Origin of the sequence: Polaromonas sp. YR568 (genome assembly GCF_943369415.1) — a bacterium.
GTDB lineage: Bacteria > Pseudomonadota > Gammaproteobacteria > Burkholderiales > Burkholderiaceae_C > Polaromonas.
In genome coordinates, this window is the sequence record NZ_CALRNF020000032.1 from 1 (window position 1) to 17,611 (window position 17,611).

Annotated in this window: 17 protein-coding genes; 14 read left to right on the forward strand and 3 right to left on the reverse strand. The window is 65.9% G+C overall.

The window, feature by feature from the left end; genetic code table 11:
* Positions 1-207: 207 nt before the first annotated feature.
* Positions 208-1,161 carry a LysR substrate-binding domain-containing protein gene (locus tag ACLV74_RS18840; protein ID WP_411880944.1) on the reverse strand — a complete coding sequence of 318 codons (954 nt, stop codon included), beginning with the start codon at positions 1,159-1,161 and terminating at the stop codon, positions 208-210.
* Between the two features lie 133 nt (positions 1,162-1,294).
* Between ACLV74_RS18840 and ACLV74_RS18845 the strand changes: the two genes are divergently transcribed.
* Positions 1,295-2,497 carry an MFS transporter gene (locus ACLV74_RS18845; protein ID WP_411880945.1) on the forward strand — a complete coding sequence of 401 codons (1,203 nt, stop codon included), beginning with the start codon at positions 1,295-1,297 and terminating at the stop codon, positions 2,495-2,497.
* Between the two features lie 11 nt (positions 2,498-2,508).
* Positions 2,509-3,780 (forward strand): SGNH/GDSL hydrolase family protein, encoded by a 1,272-nt coding sequence (locus ACLV74_RS18850; protein ID WP_411880946.1) that lies wholly within the window; start codon positions 2,509-2,511, stop codon positions 3,778-3,780.
* Here the strand turns inward: ACLV74_RS18850 and ACLV74_RS18855 are convergent.
* Positions 3,777-4,499, reverse strand: coding sequence for a GntR family transcriptional regulator (locus tag ACLV74_RS18855; protein ID WP_411880947.1), 723 nt, complete (start codon positions 4,497-4,499; stop codon positions 3,777-3,779). The two genes, ACLV74_RS18850 and ACLV74_RS18855, sit on opposite strands and share 4 nt — an antisense overlap.
* 89 nt (positions 4,500-4,588) lie before the next feature.
* Between ACLV74_RS18855 and ACLV74_RS18860 the strand changes: the two genes are divergently transcribed.
* From ACLV74_RS18860 to ACLV74_RS18875, 4 genes are read left to right on the forward strand one after another with little or no spacing between them, the layout of a single operon-like run.
* On the forward strand, positions 4,589-6,004 hold the full coding sequence (locus tag ACLV74_RS18860; protein ID WP_411880948.1) for a Rieske 2Fe-2S domain-containing protein: 1,416 nt from the start codon (positions 4,589-4,591) through the stop codon (positions 6,002-6,004).
* Positions 6,001-7,482, forward strand: a complete 1,482-nt coding sequence (locus tag ACLV74_RS18865) for a glutamine synthetase family protein (protein WP_411880949.1) — start codon at positions 6,001-6,003, stop codon at positions 7,480-7,482. The genes ACLV74_RS18860 and ACLV74_RS18865 overlap by 4 nt, the downstream gene beginning before the upstream one ends.
* 17 nt (positions 7,483-7,499) lie before the next feature.
* On the forward strand, positions 7,500-7,823 hold the full coding sequence (locus ACLV74_RS18870) for a 2Fe-2S iron-sulfur cluster-binding protein (RefSeq protein ID WP_411880950.1): 324 nt from the start codon (positions 7,500-7,502) through the stop codon (positions 7,821-7,823).
* Positions 7,824-7,850: 27 nt separating this feature from the next.
* The gene (locus tag ACLV74_RS18875) at positions 7,851-8,153 is read left to right on the forward strand and encodes an antibiotic biosynthesis monooxygenase family protein (RefSeq protein ID WP_411880951.1); all 303 of its coding nucleotides are present in this window, start codon (positions 7,851-7,853) and stop codon (positions 8,151-8,153) included.
* 66 nt (positions 8,154-8,219) lie between these two features.
* Here ACLV74_RS18875 and ACLV74_RS18880 read toward each other — a convergent pair whose 3' ends face one another.
* On the reverse strand, positions 8,220-8,663 hold the full coding sequence (locus ACLV74_RS18880) for a MarR family winged helix-turn-helix transcriptional regulator (RefSeq protein ID WP_411880952.1): 444 nt from the start codon (positions 8,661-8,663) through the stop codon (positions 8,220-8,222).
* 140 nt (positions 8,664-8,803) lie between these two features.
* Here ACLV74_RS18880 and ACLV74_RS18885 point away from each other — a divergent pair, with 140 nt between their 5' ends.
* From ACLV74_RS18885 to ACLV74_RS18920, 8 genes are all read left to right on the forward strand, one after another.
* On the forward strand, positions 8,804-10,003 hold the full coding sequence (locus ACLV74_RS18885; protein WP_411880953.1) for a 3-hydroxybenzoate 6-monooxygenase: 1,200 nt from the start codon (positions 8,804-8,806) through the stop codon (positions 10,001-10,003).
* Positions 10,004-10,028: 25 nt separating this feature from the next.
* Positions 10,029-11,009, forward strand: coding sequence for a Bug family tripartite tricarboxylate transporter substrate binding protein (locus ACLV74_RS18890; protein ID WP_411880954.1), 981 nt, complete (start codon positions 10,029-10,031; stop codon positions 11,007-11,009).
* A 16-nt stretch (positions 11,010-11,025) separates the two neighbouring features.
* The gene (locus ACLV74_RS18895) at positions 11,026-12,402 is read left to right on the forward strand and encodes an FAD-dependent oxidoreductase (protein ID WP_411880955.1); all 1,377 of its coding nucleotides are present in this window, start codon (positions 11,026-11,028) and stop codon (positions 12,400-12,402) included.
* Positions 12,403-12,429: 27 nt separating this feature from the next.
* Positions 12,430-13,524 carry a gentisate 1,2-dioxygenase gene (gene gtdA / locus ACLV74_RS18900; RefSeq protein ID WP_411880956.1) on the forward strand — a complete coding sequence of 365 codons (1,095 nt, stop codon included), beginning with the start codon at positions 12,430-12,432 and terminating at the stop codon, positions 13,522-13,524.
* Positions 13,521-14,216 carry a fumarylacetoacetate hydrolase family protein gene (locus ACLV74_RS18905; protein WP_411880957.1) on the forward strand — a complete coding sequence of 232 codons (696 nt, stop codon included), beginning with the start codon at positions 13,521-13,523 and terminating at the stop codon, positions 14,214-14,216. The genes gtdA and ACLV74_RS18905 overlap by 4 nt, the downstream gene beginning before the upstream one ends.
* A gap of 263 nt (positions 14,217-14,479) precedes the next feature.
* Positions 14,480-14,989 (forward strand): TRAP transporter small permease, encoded by a 510-nt coding sequence (locus ACLV74_RS18910; protein ID WP_411880958.1) that lies wholly within the window; start codon positions 14,480-14,482, stop codon positions 14,987-14,989.
* On the forward strand, positions 14,986-16,305 hold the full coding sequence (locus ACLV74_RS18915) for a TRAP transporter large permease (protein ID WP_411880959.1): 1,320 nt from the start codon (positions 14,986-14,988) through the stop codon (positions 16,303-16,305). Before ACLV74_RS18910 ends, ACLV74_RS18915 begins: the two co-directional genes overlap by 4 nt.
* Before the next feature lie 101 nt (positions 16,306-16,406).
* Positions 16,407-17,459 (forward strand): TRAP transporter substrate-binding protein, encoded by a 1,053-nt coding sequence (locus tag ACLV74_RS18920; protein WP_411880960.1) that lies wholly within the window; start codon positions 16,407-16,409, stop codon positions 17,457-17,459.
* Positions 17,460-17,611 lie beyond the last annotated feature (152 nt).

Consider the following 17,611-nt stretch of genomic DNA (forward strand, 5'->3'; position numbering starts at 1 on the left):
CGCTCAGGTGCTGCTCTCGAATCATCTTGACGATCTGCACCTTGAACGCCGCATCGAACGATCGCCTGGTCTTGGCTTTGGTCATTTCTATTCCTCTCAGACATTGATTTCCCTCATCGGGATGTCTTTTGAAATTAGACCAGCACACTTATTTACCGCCGCTGGCCCTCACCCCAACCCTCTCCCAGAGGGAGAGGGAGCAAAACATCAAGGCTGGTGCAACTGGTACTCCAGCCCCAAACCGCCGGCATCCAACACCTCCTGCGTGACCTGCTCCACCAGGAAATCCAGCAGCACGCGCACACGCGCCGGCAGGCGCCCGCCCCGGCCGACGAACACCGCGTGGATGGGCTCGCGCTCGCCCGGGTTGAGTTCTTCGGCTACCGGCACCAGCCGGCCCGCCTCAATGTCGCGGCCGACGTGGAACATCGACATGCGGGCCAGCCCGGCGCCGGCCAGCAACAGATGCCGCAGCGCTTCACCGTCGCTGGCACGCACATAGCCGGTGATGGGCAACTGCTGGATTTGCCCGTCCACGCGCACCGGCCAGTAGTGCATGTTGCGCTTGAAGGTGTGGGCCAGGCGCTGGTGCGCTTCCAGCTCCTGCAGCGTACGCGGCGTGCCGTGGCGCGCCAGGTAGTCCGGGCTGCCGACGATGACCTGCGCCGTGTCGCCCAGCTTGCGCGCCACCAGTTGCGACGAAGCCAGCGCGCCCCAGCGTATCGCCACGTCGGTGCGCTCGTCCAGCAGGTCGACCACGCGGTCGGTCAGCGTGATGTCCAGCGTAATGTCGGGATACCGTTCATGGAAGGCCGGAACCAGCGGCAGCAGCAGGCGGTGCGCTGTCGGCATGCTGGAATTGATGCTCACGCGCCCGCGCGGCATGGCGCCGGCGGCCGCGCCGCGCTCGGCTTCGTCCATGTCGGCCAGCACGCGCGTGCTTTGCTCGTAAAACGTCGCGCCCTCAGGCGTGAGCTGCAGCTTGCGCGTGGAGCGGTTGACCAGGCGCGTGTCCAGCCTGGCCTCCAGCCGGGTGACCAGCTTGCTGACAGCCGAGGGCGTCATGCACAGCTGGCGCGCGGCGGCCGAGAAGCCGCCTTTTTCCACCACCTGGACAAAGGCCTCCATTTCACCGGAGCGGTTGACGTCGTTGCGGGGCATAGGTGGGTATTTTGAGGGAGCCTGAACCCGGTTTAGTGTGAATTCAATTCACAGATCATTGTCTTCAGGCCATTCTAGTCAAAGTAATGTTTTGCTTCCACACTAGCTGCATCCTGTTTTTAAAGCGATATCCATGGCTGCGCAAAAATCACTCCTCTCACTTCCTTTAGGCCTGCTGGCCCTCACCGTCGGCTCCTTCGGCATAGGCACGACCGAGTTCGTCATCATGGGCCTGCTGATGCAGGTCTCGGCCGACCTCGGCGTCACCATTGCCTCGGCCGGCCTGCTGATTTCCGGCTACGCGCTGGGCGTGGCGGTGGGCGCGCCGGTGCTGACGCTGGCCACGCGCAAGCTGCCGCGCAAGACCGTGCTGCTGGCGCTGATGGCCATCTTCACGCTGGGCAACCTGGCCTGCGCGCTGGCGCCCGACTATGGCAGCCTGATGGCCGCGCGCGTGATCACCTCGCTGGCGCACGGCACTTTCTTCGGCGTGGGCTCCATCGTCGCCACCGGCCTGGTGGCGCCCGAACGCAAGGCCTCGGCCATTGCCATCATGTTCAGCGGCCTGTCGCTCGCCACCCTGCTCGGCGTGCCCGCAGGCGCCTGGCTGGGCCTGCACTACGGCTGGCGCTCCACTTTCTGGGTGGTGGCGCTGATCGGCCTGCTGGCCTTCCTGGTGCTGGCGGTTTTTGTGCCGCGCAGCGCGGCCGAAAACGGTAACGGCTCCATCCGGCAGGAACTGGCCGGGCTGGCGCGCCCGCAGGTCATGCTGGGCCTGTTGATGACGGTGTTCGGCTTTGCCGGCGTGTTCGCGATCTTCACCTACATCCAGCCCATACTGACCCAGCTTACCGGCTTCAGCGAGGCCGCGGTGTCGCCCATCCTGCTGGTGTTCGGCGGCGGCATCTTCATCGGCAACCTGCTGGGCGGCCGCCTGGCCGACAAGGGCCTGCGCATGTCCCTGCTGCTCACCCTGGGCGCAATGGCGCTGGTGCTGGGTGCCATGGGTTTTGTGCTGCATTCGCCCGTGGCCACGGTGCTCTTCGTCGGGCTGCTGGGTGTCACTTCCTTCGCCACGGTGGCGCCGCTGCAGATGCGCGTGCTGCAGCAGGCGCACGGCGCGGGCCAGAACCTGGCGGCCAGCCTCAACATAGGCGCCTTCAACGTGGGCAATGCGCTGGGCGCCTGGCTGGGCGGCTTGGTGGTCAGCAGTTCCTTCGGCCTGGGCGGCCTGAGCTGGCTGGCCGCGCTGATCACCGTTGCGGGCATCGCCGTCACGCTGTACAGCCTGTCGCGCGACAAGCCTGAGCTGCCTGCCGTCGTTGCCGCCTGCTGAGGGCCATCGCGATGAACAGCTTCCTGAAACACCGCGTGCTTCAATCCGCCCTCTCCATCACACTGCTGTGCGCCGGTTTCATGCCGCGGGCGCAAGCGGCTGATACCGGCACCTGGGTTCCGGGCTGGACAGCGAGCCCCCAGCCCGTCTGGGGCAGCGACTTTGTCTTGCCGGTGGGCCTTCCCGCCAGCCTGCGCGACCAGACGGTGCGCCAGGTCGTGCGCGCCGGGGTGGGCGGTTCGCGGGTGCGCATCGTGCTGTCCAACGAATACGGCACGCAACCCTTGCGGATAGGCGCGGCCCGCATCGCGGCGGCAGGCGATGCTGCGGGAAGCAGCATCGGCCCCGGCCTGGCCCTGACCTTTGGCGGCCAAACCGCAGTCACCGTCCCCGCAGGCGCGCCGCTCGTGAGCGACCCGGTCGCGATGGACGTCGCGCCACTGCAGCGCCTGGCCGTGAGCCTCTACTTTCCGCAAACAACGCCCGTCACCACCATCCATTGGGACGGCCTGCAGCCCGCGCAGATCGCGGCGGGCAATGTCGCCAGCGCGGCAAGCATCAAAGCCGACAGCGTGGTGAACAGCCGCCTCTTCCTGAGCGCCGTGCTGGTCGAAGCCGCATCCGGCACGCGCAGCGTGGTGGCTTTTGGCGACTCCATCACCGATGGCGCAGCCTCCACGCCGGGCACCGACCAGCGCTGGCCCGATTTCCTGGCGCACCGCCTGGCCGGCCGCAACGTGGCCGTGCTCAATGCCGGCATCTCGGGCGGGCGGGTGCTCAAGAACCACATGGGGCCCAATGCGCTGGCGCGTTTTGACCGCGACGTGCTGAGCCAGCCCGGCATTGCCAGTGTGGTGTTGCTCATGGGCATCAACGACATCAGTTGGCCTGGCAGCACGTTTGAACCGGATGAGCCGGCCACGCAGGCCGATGCGCTGATTGCAGGCTACCGCCAGTTGATCACCCGAGCCCGTAGCCGCGGCGTGCGCATCGTCGGCGCCACACTGACACCTTTCGAAGGCGCACTGACCATGCCGGGCTCGCCGATCGCGAACTACTACAGCCCCGCGAAAGACGCGCTGCGCCAGCGCATCAATGCGTGGATACGCGGCAGCGGCGAATTTGACGCGGTGCTGGATTTCGACGCGGTGGTGCGCGACCCGTTGAACCCGCTCAGGATATTGCCGGCCTATGACTCCGGCGACCACCTGCACCTGGGCGATGCCGGCAACCAGGCCGTCGCCGATTCGGTGGACTTGAAACTGTTGTTGGGCGAACGCTAACCACCCACGACGAGGCGCAAACCCGGCATCAGGCTCTGGGTTTCGGCGCGCCGCTCCAGCGCCATGCGCATATTCATCTGCGCGACTTCCGTATGTTCCACCGCCAGGGCCTGGGCGCGCGCGCCCTCGCCGGCCTTGAGCGCCGCGAACAGCATGTGGTGCTGGCGGTGCGCGTAGTGCATCCAGTCGCGGTCCTGCTCCAGCGTGGATTGCATGGGCAGCATGGCCGAGGCTGAGGCGAAGGGCAGCTTGTCGTTGAGTTCGATGGCGCGTTGCAAGGCGCGGTTGCCGCTGGCCTCCAGGATCAACGCGTGGAAGCGGTCGTTCATGGCCGCATAGGCCGCGTAGTTTTCATAGCCCAGCGGGTTGGCCGCCAGCGCCCTGTCGCCTTCGTCCAGGCAGGACTGCAAATCAAGCTGCAGCTGGCGCGACACGCCGTGCTCTGCCACCAGCCGCGCCGCCATACCCTCAAGGTGTCCTCGCACTGCGATGGCGTCTGCCACTTCGCGCGGCGTGAACTGGCGTACCAGGTATTTGCCGGTGTCGTTGGCCTCGACGAGGCCCTCCTGCTCCAGCGTGACCAACGCGGCGCGCACCGGCGTGCGCGAGGCGCCCAGGCGTTCGGCCAGCTGCTGCTCGGCCAGGCGCTGGCCGGGTTCAAATTCGCCGCGCAGGATCAGGTCGCGCAGCTGCATCAACACGGTTTCTTGCAAGTTCATGGCGGTGAATGTACACTGAATTTTAATTTCGGGATACCGTTTTGACGGTGCACCCGCAGATTGACCTCAAGCCACCCCACAAGGCCGCCATGAACGCTGAACAAAACGAGTTGTTGACCCGCATCACGCCGGGCACGCCCTGCGGCAAATTGCTGCGCCAGTACTGGCAGCCCGCCGCGCTGGTGGATGAATTCAACCCGGCGCTGGACCCGCGCATGGAGATACGCCCGGTCAAGGCCGTGAAGCTCCTCGGCCAGGACCTGGTGCTGTTCAAGGATGCTTCGGGCGCCTGGGGCCTGCTGGACCGCGACTGCGCGCACCGCGGCGCCGACCTGTCCTTCGGCCGCCGCGAGAGCGCGGCCCAGGGCGGCGGCCTGCGCTGCCCTTTTCACGGCTGGAAGTTCGCCACCGACGGCCGCTGCCTGGAAACCCCGGCCGAGCCCGCGGGCAGCAAGCTGTGCGAGCGCATACGCCAGCGCAGCTACCCGGTTGTGGAAAAAGCCGGCGTGCTGTTCGCCTGGCTGGGCGACGAGGGCAGCACGCCACCGCCCTTCCCGGCGTTTGACTGCTTCACCGCGCCGGCCACGCACAGCTTTGCCTTCAAGGGCCTGTGGAACGCCAACTGGCTGCAGGCGTTTGAGGTGGGCATAGACCCGGCCCATCCTTCCTTTTTGCACCGCTTTTTGCAGGACGACCCGCTGGACGAGATCGGCGACAACCCGGCCGGCAAGCAGTTCCGCAGCGCCAGCGCCGGCAGCAAGGACGGCGAGCAATGGCCGATGACGCGCATCATGCGCGAGTTCGCCCAGCCCGACATCAGCTTCGAGAACAAGCCCTGGGGCATGCAGCTGACCGCGCTGCGCGCCATGACCGACAAGCTCACCCACGTGCGCGTGACCAATGCCATCTTCCCGGCCACCTTTGTGATCCCTCTGTCGGAGACCATGACCATCACGCAGATGCACGTGCCGGTCGACGACACGAACACCTACTGGTACACCTTCTTCACGAGTTTTGCCGGCCCGCTGGACCGCGAAAGCATGCGCGCGCAGCGCCAGCAGTTCATCGCGCTGCCCGACTACATCCCCAAGTCCGGCCGCCACAACGGCTGGGGCTTCAACGCCGAAGAGCAGCTGAGCACCACCTACCTGGGCATGGGCGAGGAAGACATCAACGTGCACGACCAGTGGGCGGTGGAAAGCATGGGCGCGATCCAGGACCGCACGCGCGAGCACCTGGGCACCTCCGACAAGGTCATCATGGCGAACCGGCGTGTGCTGCTCAAGGCGATAGAGACCGTGCAGAACGGCGGCGTGGCCCCCGGCATCGCCGACCCCGCGCAAGCCGCGATGATCACCGGCCCGGACACGGTGGACGGCATCGCACCGGCCGGCGAATGGGCCCAATGGTGGCAGCAGCGCGCGCGCGACAAGCGTGAAGGCGCACCCTGGCTGGACGCGAAGACGCCCTCACCCGCGTCGGCCGACACCGCCGCACAGCCATGAGCTTCACGGCGCAATGCGGCGTGCACGACGCCGCGAGGCAGGCCGCGCAGGCCGAAGCCATCCGCCGCATCGATGCCAGCGACCTGGAACTGGTGCGCTTTGCCTGGTGCGACCTGCACGGCATGCTGCGCGGCAAGACGCTGGTGGCGGCCGCCGCGGCGCAGGCCCTGGCCGACGGCGTGGGCATGGTCAGCACGCTGCTGCTCAAGGACACGGCCGACCGCACCGCCTACAAGGTGTTCGAGGCCGGCGGCGCCGCAGGCCTGCCGGGTTTTGAGTTCGGCGGCAACGTGATGCTGCTGGCCGACCCGGCCAGCCTCAAGGAACTGCCCTGGGCGGCGAAAACCGGCTGGCTGCAGTGCCAGCCCTGGTTTCCCGACGGCAGCCCGGTCGAATTCGACACGCGCCGCGTGCTGCAAAACGCGCTGGCGAAGCTGGCCGAAGCCGGCTATGGCATGAAGTGCGGGCTGGAGATCGAGTTCCATATTTACCGCATCAACCAGGGCGCGCCCGATCCCCAGCTCGACCCCGAACTGGCCGCCTGGCCCGGCCTGCCGCCCGAAGTCAGCATGGTCCACCCCGGCTACCACCTGCTGTCCGAGCAATGGGTGGACATGGCCGAGGAGCCGCTGCGCATCGTGCAGCGCACGGCGCAGGCGCTGGGCCTGCCGCTGCTGTCGCTGGAAGTCGAACTCGGCCCCAGCCAGGTCGAGGCGGTGTTCGAGGCCACCGACGCGCTGGCGGCCGCCGACAACATGGTGCTGTTCCGCAGTGCGGTGAAACAGGCACTGCGGCGCGCCGGTTACCACGCGACCTTTATGTGCCGGCCGCCCTTCCCCAACATCATGTCCAGCGGCTGGCATTTGCACCAGTCGCTGGTGGACCTGCAAACCGGCGCCAACCTGTTCAGGCGGGAGAGCCCCGCAGCCGGCACAACGCCGGTGGACGCGCAGTACACGCTGTCGGAAACCGGCGAACATTACCTGGCCGGGCTGCTGGCACATGCGCGCGGCATGACGGCTTTCTGCACGCCCACCATCAACGGCTTCGGGCGCTTCCGGCCCAACGCGCTGGCGCCGCAATCGATTCTGTGGGGCCGCGACAACCGCGGCGCCATGCTGCGTGTGGTCGGCCAGTGCAAGGACAACAGCACGCGCATTGAAAACCGCCTGGGCGAGCCCGCCGCCAACCCTTACCTCTACCTGGCCTCGCAAATCCATGCCGGGCTGGACGGCATGGAACGCCGCCTCAAGGCCCCGCCGGCCACCGATGCGCCTTATGGTGGCAGCGCCGACAAAATCCCCACCAGCCTGGGCGAAGCGCTGGAAGCGCTCAAAGCCGACGCCGCGCTGACGGCCGCCTTCGGCGATACTTTCGTCAGCTACCTCACCCGCATCAAGCAGGCCGAAATCGACCGCCACGCCGACGCCGGGGACAAGGACGACTGGCAAAGGCGCGAATACTTCAGCCGCATCTGACGGCATCACCCCACCTCATGATCACCCTTCATTTCATTTCGGCCGACGGCCGCGCCACCGAGGCCCAAGGCAAACCCGGCAAAAGCCTGATGGAAGCCGCCGTCTCGGCCGGCATAGACGGCATCGCCGCCGACTGCGGCGGCCTGCTGACCTGCGCCACCTGCCATGTGCATGTGCGGGAGCCCTACGCCTCCAGCCTGCCGCCGCCCGACGGCGAGGAACTGGGCATGCTGGAATTCACCGCCGCGCCGCGCAGCGCCACCAGCCGGCTGAGCTGCCAGATCACACTCACACCCGCGCTGGACGGATTGACGGTAGAGTTGCCGGCTACCCAATACTGAGACATCAAACCAAAAGGAGCTCTTCTCATGATTCTCGAACTCGCCGACATCCGCATCCAGCCCGGCCAGCAGGCCGCTTTTGACGAAGCCATCCAGCGCGGCATCCGCGAAGTGATTTCCAAGGCCAAGGGCTTCCAGGGCTTCACGGTCAACAAGGGCATTGAGAGCCCCGAGCGCTACATCCTGCAGATCTTCTGGGGCACGCTGGAGAACCACACCGTCGACTTCCGCCAGTCGCCGGCCTTTGCCGACTGGCGCGCCATCGTCGGGCCGTTTTTCGCGGGCCCGCCCACAGTGGAGCATTTCGATCTGCTGGCCAAATCGGACTGAGATTTCGGAATCAAACAAAAACGGGGCTGAAAAGCCCCGTTTTTATTGGCGAGCCCGGCACTACCCCTAGCGGCCGTCGTTCTCGTGGCCGGTGACCAGCTTGGCCAGCAGCAGGTTCAACTGCACCCGCTCGTCCTCGTCCAGCGGCGACAGGATGCGTTGCTGGGTGCGGCCGACGGCGCGCTTCATCTGCAGCGCGACTTTTTCGCCCTCGGGCGTGGTCCACAGCAGCTTGCGGCGCTTGTCCGACGGGTCGGCTTCGCGCTTGACCCAGCCCTTGGCCTCCAGCCGGCCTATCACCGAGCCGAAGGTGGCCGGGTCGAAGGCGACGCGGCCCGACAGCGTGATCTGGTCCTCGCCGGGGTCGTCCATCAGGGCGTTCAGGATGGCGAACTGAACCGGCGTGGCGTCAAAACCGGCCGTTTCCTCCATGAAGATCGCCACGGCTAGCTGTTGCGCGCGGCGGATCAGGTGTCCAGGGGCTTCGCTGAAATTAAAAGTTTTTGCCATGTGCGGAGTTTAACGGCCCGCTTTGCAATTCAGGGTATCTACTAGGGACAGGAATAATAAGTATACTTATCATTAACACATAAAGCCCAGTTTCAGCCCCTGCTCCCTCCGGTTCAAACCCCACATCCATCCTCTCATATATGGCACAAACATCCCCACTCCCACTCCTCATCTCGGGCGGCGGCATTGGCGGGCTGGCCGCGGCCATGGTGCTCGCGCAAGACGGCCACCGCGTGACACTGTTCGAGCAGGCCGCGACTTTCGGTGAAATCGGCGCCGGCATCCAGCTGGGCCCCAACATCTTCCGCATGTTCGATTACCTGGGCCTGACCGAAGCCATCAACCGCGTGGCCTTCTTCCCGCCCGGCCTGGGCATGAACGACGTGCGCACCGGCGAAAAAGTCGTGCGCGTGCCGCTGGGCGACGTCGCCCGCGCGACCTATGGTTTCCCTTATGGCGTGATTTACCGCGCCGATCTGCACCAGGTTTTCCTGGACGCCTGCCGCGCGCAACCCAACGTCACCCTGCGCACCAGCGCCAAGGTGGAGTCGTTCAACCAGAGCGCCGACGGCGTGACCGTGACGCTTGAAGGCGGCGAAGTCGTTGAAGGCAGCGCGCTGATAGGCGCCGACGGCATGTGGAGCCGCATCCGCGAGGCCGTGGTCGGCGACGGCAAGCCCCGCGTGTCGGGCCACATCGCCTACCGCGCGGTACTCAAGCGCGAGGACGTCCCGGCCCATTTGTGGAGCGACGACGTGCTGCTCTGGGGCGGTGAAAAAACCCACCTGGTGCACTACCCGCTGCGCCGGGGCGAACTGTTCAACCTGGTGGCCGTGTTCCACAGCAACAAGTACGACGAAGGCTGGAACACCTTTGGCGACACCGCCGAGCTGACCGGGCGTTTTGCCGACGCCTGCCCGCAGGTCAAGGAACTGCTGGGCAAGATAGAGACCTGGAAGATGTGGGTGCTATGCGACCGTGAGCCGGTGAAGAACTGGACCGACAAACGCGTGACGCTGCTGGGCGACGCGGCCCACCCCATGCTGCAGTACCTGGCCCAGGGCGCCGGCCAGGCCATCGAAGATGCCGTGGTCATGCGCGAAGCGCTGCGCCACACCCGCGGCGACCTGCCCCTGGCCTTCCAGAAATACCAGCAGGCCCGCTACCTGCGCACCGGCCGCGTGCAGCTGACCGCGCGTTTTTATGGTGATATTTACCATGCAGCCGGCGTGCAGCGCGAACTGCGCAACCAGATGTTCCAGAGCGGCACCGAAAGCGCGGGCTTCGCGGGCCTGAAGTGGATGTACGACGGAATCGAGCCGTCCAAACTGTTCCAATAAGGGTTTTATAGCCTCAGGGACTGTGATGAAGCCTATTTCCACCGTGTCTTTCGCCTTGTTCTCCGCCGTACTCGTCGCTGTGTCTTCTGCTGCCTGCGCGCAGTCCGCCGCAGCCGCCTGGCCGACAAAGCCGGTGCGCATCCTCGTGGGCTTTCCCGGCGGCTCCACACCCGACATGGCGGCGCGCACGCTGGCCGAACCGCTGAGCCGCGCGCTGGGCCAGCCGGTGATCATCGACAACAAACCGGGCGCATCGGGCAACATCGCCGCCGACCAGGTCGCCAAGGCTACCGACGACCACACGCTGGGCGTCGTCATCAACGGCAACCTGACCTCCGCCAAGCTGCTCTACCCCAGGCTGCCTTACGACCCGGCGAAAGACTTCACGCCGATCTCGCTGCTGGCCACCGCGCCGCTGGTGCTGGTGGCGCCGGCCAATGAACCCAGCGGCGCTGACTTCTTCGCGGCCGCGCGCCAGGGCGGCAGCCGCTGGAACTACGGCTCGGTCGGCAACGGCTCGGTGGCCCACCTGGGCATGGAACTGCTCAAAAGCCGCGTACCCGGCCTCACGCCCGTGCACGTGCCCTTTGCCGGCAATCCGCAGGTGGTCACCGCCATGCTGGGGGGCCAGATCCAGATGGCACTGATCCCGCCCGGTGTGGCCATGCCGCACGTTCGCTCGGGCAAGCTCAAGGCCATAGGCCTGGCCGGCGGGCGCTCCTCGCTGGTGCCCGACGTGCCGCCGCTGGCCGATGCCGGCGTGGCGAATGTCAACCTCGAGGTCTGGACGGCGCTGATAGGCCCGGCGAATCTCTCCAAAGCCGCGCAGGCGCGCCTCGCGCAGGAAGTGCCGCGCATCATCCGTGATGCCGAGACACGGCAAAAACTGTTCAACCAGGGCTGGCAGGCCGTGGGCACCTCGCCCGACGGCCTGAAGAGCCGCGTGAAGGAAGAAGCCGCCATACTGGGCGGCATCATCCAGTCGCGCGGCATCAAGCTGGAGTAGGCAGTTGAAGACAGCCATGCCCTCCATCACTGAGCCTGCACGCACCCTCCCCGTTTACGGCGAATTCGACGTAGTCGTCGTGGGCGGCGGGCCGGCCGGCCTGGCCGCCAGCGCCAGCGCCGCACGGCACGGCGCGCGTACCCTGCTGGTGGAGCGCTACGGTTTCCTGGGCGGCATGGGCACGGCCGGCGGTGTCACGAATTTCGCGGGCCTCTACGGCCGCAAGAACGGCCAGATGCGGCAGGTCGTGCGCGGCGTTGCCGACGACCTGCTGCAACGCATCAACGCGCTGGGCGGCCTCAACACGCCGCAGGACGGCATGCAGGGCCGCATACGCGTGCGCTCCTATGACGTGTCGGCCTACAAATGCGCGGCCGACCAGTTGCTGGTGGCCGCCGGCGTGAACATCCTCTTCCACGCCTGGGCCGCGGCCGTGGTGATGGAGGGCGAGCGCATCAGCGCCCTGGTGGTGGAAACCAAGTCCGGCCGGCAGGCGATACGCGCGGCGCGTTTTATCGACTGCTCGGGCGACGCCGACGTGGCGAACTTCGCGGGCGTGCCTTTCGAACTGGGCGACGGCCACGGCAGCGCGCTGTTTCCGTCAACCATGTTCCGCGTCGGCCATGTCGACGCCGAGCGCGCCCTGGCCGCCGTGGGCGAGTTCAAGGCCATCAACACCCTGATGGCGGAGAGCCAGGCGCGCAACCCGGGCCGCTACCAGTTTCCGCGCGAAGGCGCGATCCTCAGGCCGCAGAAAAACCCCAGCGAATGGCGCGCCAACGTCACGCAGATCCGCAACGCCCAGGGCACGGCCATGGACGCCACCGATGCGCGGCAACTGAGCGAAGGCGAACTTGAAGGCCGGCGCCAGATCACCGAATACTTCCGCTTCCTGCGCAACGAAGTGCCGGGCTTTGCGGGCTCCGCCATCGTGGACATCGCACCGCAGGTCGGCATACGCGAAACGCGCCGCATCAAGGGCCTGTATGCGCTGAGCGGCGAAGACATCCTCTCGTCGGCCCGCTTTGACGATGCCATCGGCATCAATGCCTGGCCGATGGAGCTGCATGCCGACGGCCGCATCGACTGGCAGTTCCCGCGCAATGTGGATGCGGCCGAAGGCCGCGCCTACAACGATCTGCCCTGGCGCATGCTGGTGCCGCAGGGCGCTTCCAACCTGCTGGTGGCCGGGCGCTGCGCCTCGATGACGCACGAAGGCCAGTCGGCCGCGCGCGCCAGCGGCGGCTGTTTTGTGATGGGCCAGGCGGCGGGCACGGCGGCAGCCATGCCGGGCGCGGGCCCAACTTTTGCAGAGACCGACGTGAAGCAACTTCAGCAGTTGCTTACGCGGGACGGCGTGTATTTCGACAACGACAACGACGGCGATCTTTAAAAAAACCCTAGAGACTGGACACCCACCATGGACATGACGCCCCCTCCCACCCAAGGCAAGCCCGCAGCGCCCAACGGCGCCGCGCGCAAGGCTTTTTACGATGCCATCTCGGCGCACAGCATGACGCCGCTGTGGGAAGTGCTGCACGCACTGGTGCCGCAGTCGCCCAGCACGCCCTGCAAGCCGGCGCTCTGGAAGTACGCCGACGTGCACCCCTTCCTGATGCAGTCGGGCCAGCTGATCACCGCCGAAGAAGCGGTGCGCCGCGTGCTGATCCTGGAAAACCCCGGCCTGCGCGGGCAGTCCTGCATCACGCAGTCGCTCTACGCGGGCCTGCAGGTCATCATGCCGGGCGAAATCGCGCCCAGCCACCGCCACACGCAAAGCGCGCTGCGCTTCGTCGTCGAAGGCCATGGCGCTTTCACTGCGGTAGACGGCGAACGCACGCAGATGAAACCCGGCGACTTCATCATCACGCCGAGCTGGACCTGGCACGACCACGGCCATGAAGGCCGTGTCGAATCCGACACCCCGGTGGTCTGGCTGGACGGACTGGACATCCCCATGCTGCGTTTCTTCGACGCAGGCTTTGCCGAAAACGGCGGCGCCAGGCAGCAGGAAGTCACCAAGCCGCTGGGCATCAGCAGCCACCGCTACGGCGCCAACATGCTGCCCATGCGCTACGACGCGCCTTTCGGCCAGACCTCGCCCATCTTCAGCTACCCCTACGACCGCACCCGCGAGACCCTGCACCAACTCGAAACGCATGCCGACATCGATGCCTGGGACGGTGTCAAGCTGCGCTACGTCAACCCGGCCACCGGCGGCTCGCCCATGCCGACCATGGCGACCTTCATGCAGCGCCTGCCGGCCGGCTTTGCCGGCAAGCCCTGGCGCCAGACCGACGGCGCCGTGTTCAGCGTGGTCGAGGGAACGGGCACCGTTCACATCGAGCGCAACGGCGAAACCGAAGTTTTCGAATTCGGCCCGCGCGACCATTTTGTGATTCCGTCGTGGCACACTGCGCAATTGCGATCGGCGCATGGTTGTGTGCTGTTCAGTTTTTCAGACCGCCCGGTGCACCAAGCCCTGGGCATACACAGAGAAGAAAGGTTGTCATGAGTTTTGTCATCACCCCACCCGCCACGGTGTCCGTTCCCGTCGTCGGCACCCAGGAGCGCTTTCCGGTTCACCGCATCTACTGCGTGGGCCGCAACTACGAAGAACACGCCAAGGAAATGGGCTTCACCGGCCGCGAGCCGCCCTTCTTCTTCCTGAAACCGGCCGACGCCATTGTCGCGGTCGACACCGGCAGCACCGGCACCATTCCCTACCCGAGCCTGACCAAAAACCTGCACCATGAGATCGAGCTGGTCGTGGCCATAGGCACCGGCGGCAAGAACATCAAGGCCGCCGATGCGCACAAGCACATCTACGGCTACGCCGTCGGCCTGGACATGACGCGCCGCGACCTGCAGGGCGAGATGAAAAAGCAGGGCCGGCCGTGGTGCATCGGCAAGGCCTATGACCACTCCGCGCCCATCGGCCCCATCACGCCCGTGGCCCAGGCCGGCGACGTGAACAACGCCGAGCTGTACGTGCAGGTCAACGGCACGGACCGCCAGCGCAGCAACGTCTCCAAGCTGATCTGGAACGTCGCCGAAACCATCGAGCACCTGTCGGCCGCCTGGGAACTGCAGCCCGGCGACCTGATTTACACCGGCACGCCTGAAGGCGTGGCGGCGGTGGTCTCGGGCGACACCATGGTCGGCAGCGTGGCCGGCCTGGGCACGCTGACCGTCAAGGTCGCGTAAGCACAGAAAGCGCATCAAGCTGCGTCCCCGCGCCTGTCGCGCAGCGGGGACGGCAGCATGAACAAGGACAAACGGCCGCCCTGCGCGGCCGTTTTTTTTGGGCCGGCGGTTTGCGCGATGAACGCGCATCTGTTTTAATCACCGCGCAAATACCCGGGCCTCTCCGGGTAAGCCGCCTGCCCGGATGAAGCCGCAATTCTGATAATCGGCCCATGCGGCCTGGGGGCGTTCCCGAGACCCGTTCTGCCTTTCGGAGACCCTTCTTGAAAATCCTGCAGTCCCTTGCAAAACTCTGCGCCATTCTGGCCGGTGTGCTGCTCACGGCCATCACCCTGATGACCTGCGCCAGCCTGATAGGCCGCAACCTGCTGGGGGCCACCCTGGTCGGCGACTTTGAACTCACCGGCGTGGTCACCGGCGCGGCCATCGCGCTTTTCATGCCCTTTTGCCAGATCCAGCGCGGCAACATCATCGTGGACTTTTTCACGGCCAAACTCAGCCGGGCGTCCAACGACAAATTGGACCGCTTCGGCGCACTGTTGCTGGGCCTGATCTTCGGCCTGCTGGCCTGGCGGACGGTGCTGGGCGGGCTGAACTCCTACAACACGCATTCGGAAACACAGATCCTGGGCTTTCCGGAGTGGACGGTGTACGCCGCCATGATTCCACCCTTTGTGCTGACCTGTGTGATCGGTGTTTACCAATCCCTGTTCGGCTTCGGCGATCCCCATGATGCGCACGACGCGCTGGACGAGCTGGAGGCGCACATATGAACTCCATCACGCTGGCCCTCGTCATTTTCGGCATCATGCTGGTCTTCATGGCCATCCGTGTGCCCATCGCGGTCGCCATGTTCGCCGCGGGCGCCATCGGCTATGTGATGCAGACCGGCTGGGGCCCGTTCTCCAGCTTCCTCAACACCCAGGCCTTCGCGCGCTTTGCCAGCTATGACCTGTCGGTGATCCCGCTGTTCATCCTCATGGGGCATTTCGCGACACAGGGCGGCATCAGCCGCGCACTCTTCGGTTTCGCAGCCGGTGTGATGGGGCGCTTCAAGGGCGGGCTGGCCATGGCCTCCATCCTCGCCTGCGCGGCCTTCGGCGCCATCTGCGGCTCCTCGGTGGCCACGGCCGCCACCATCACCGGCGTGGCGCTGCCCGAGATGAAACGCCACGGCTACTCGGGCCGGCTGGCCACGGGCACGCTGGCGGCCGGCGGCACGCTGGGCATCCTGATACCGCCTTCGGTGCCGCTGGTGATTTACGCCATCCTCACCGAGCAGAACATCGCCAAGCTGTTTGCCGCGGCCATGGTGCCGGGCATCATCGCGATGCTGGGCTACATGGTGGCCATCGCCATCTACGTGCGGCTGGTGCCCGGCCAGGCCCCCGAGGTGGACAAGGACAGGCCACCCATGACGCTGGCCTCCCTGCTGGGCATACTGCCCATCGCCGTCATTTTCCTGATCGTCTTCGGCGGCATCTACGGCGGCTGGTTCACGCCCACCGAAGGCGCGGCCGTGGGCGCGGCGGCCACCTTTGTGGCCGCCCTGCTCAAGCGCGAGATCACCTGGGCCAAGTTCAAGCTGTGCTTTTATGCCACCGCCGAAAGCTCGGCCATGATCTTCCTGATCTTCATAGGCGCCGACCTGATGAACTCCGCGCTGGCCCTGACCCAGGTGCCCAACCAGCTCGCCGGCGTGGTCGGCGGCTGGGGCCTGTCGCCGTTGATGGTGGTCACGGCCATCCTGCTGTTTTACGTGGTGCTGGGCGCGGTGATGGACGAGCTGTCCATGCTGCTGCTGACCATCCCGATCTTTTTCCCCATGGTGATGGCCCTGGACTTCGGCATGGCCAAGGAGTCCACCGCGATCTGGTTCGGCATCATGGTGCTGATGACGGTCGGCTTCGGCATGCTGGCGCCGCCGGTGGGCCTGAACGTCTACGTCGTCAACGGGTTGGCCAAGGATGTGCCCATCAGCGAAAGCTACAAGGGCGTCATGCCCTTCCTGATCAGTGACACCCTGCGCACCACCCTGCTGCTGTTTTTCCCGGGCATATCGCTGTGGCTCGTGAAGTACATCAGCTAGGCCCGCGCCCGCAGGCCTAGGGCTTTCACCGCTTCCCAAACCCACCCGCTTGCCTTAAGTTAGCCATATTGGTTAGCCACATTGTTCACAGGAGACACGCCATGATTCAGCGACGAACCCTTCTCAAAACCGGCGCCGCCGCCGCGCTGGGCGCCCCGGCCCTCTCCGGCCTGGCCCAGCAGGCCGTGACCCTGAAGTTCCACACCTTCATGTCGCCCTCGTCCAACGTCTGGCTGGCCATGCACAAGCCCTGGATGGACAAGGTCGAAAAAGAATCGGGCGGGCGCATCAAGTTTGAAGGCTACCCGGCCATGCAGCTGGGCGGCACGCCCGTGCAGCTCTACGACCAGGCCAAGGACGGCGTGGTCGACGTGGTGTGGACGCTGCCCGGCAACACCGCCGGCCGCTTTCCGCGCATCGAGGTGTTCGAGCTGCCCTTCATGATGTCGAATGCCGAAGCCACGTCCAAGGCCTATTGGGAATACGTGCAGACGGTCGCGCCCGATGAATTCAAGGACACCCAGGTGCTGGCGCTGCAGGTGCACGGCCCCGGCGTGATCCACACGGTGGACAAACCCGTCAAGTCCATCGCCGACATGCGCGGCCTCAAGCTGCGCGCGCCGACGCGCCAGGTGACCAAGCTCATGGGCGTGCTGGGCGCCACGCCGGTCGGCATGCCGCTGCCGCAAATCCCCGACGCGCTGAGCAAGGGCACCATCAACGGCTGCGTGATTCCCTGGGAGGTCGTGCCTTCGGTCAAGGTCAACGAACTCACCAAGTTCCACGCCGAGTTCGACCCCGCCGGCGGCAGCCTCTACACCACCACCTTTGTGATGGCCATGAACAAGGCCAAGTACAACTCGCTGGCGCCCGACCTCAAGAAGGTCATCGACAACAATTCCGGCATGGCCACCTCGGCCTGGCTGGGCAAGGTGCAGCAGGGCAACGACGTCCCCGGCCGCAAGACCGCCAGCGACCGCGGCAACACGATTTACACCGTGAGCGCCGCCGAAGCCCAGGAATTCCGCCGCAAATCGCGCACGGTGGAAGTCGAATGGGTGGAAGACATGAACAAAAAGGGCTTCGACGGCAAGAAGCTGCTCGACACGGCGCGCAGCCTGATCGAAAAGCACACCAAGACGACCAAGGCCTGAGCGGCAGTCCGCGCTCGGTGCGCATCCAATAAAAAAAACCGGGTTCATCCCGGTTTTTTTAGGCCTGGCCGGCCGGCAGGCGAACAAAAGCAGGCCCGGACGGCCGTTTGTTTCAGAAGACAGGCGTTGACCGGACACTGGAGTGTGGGCGC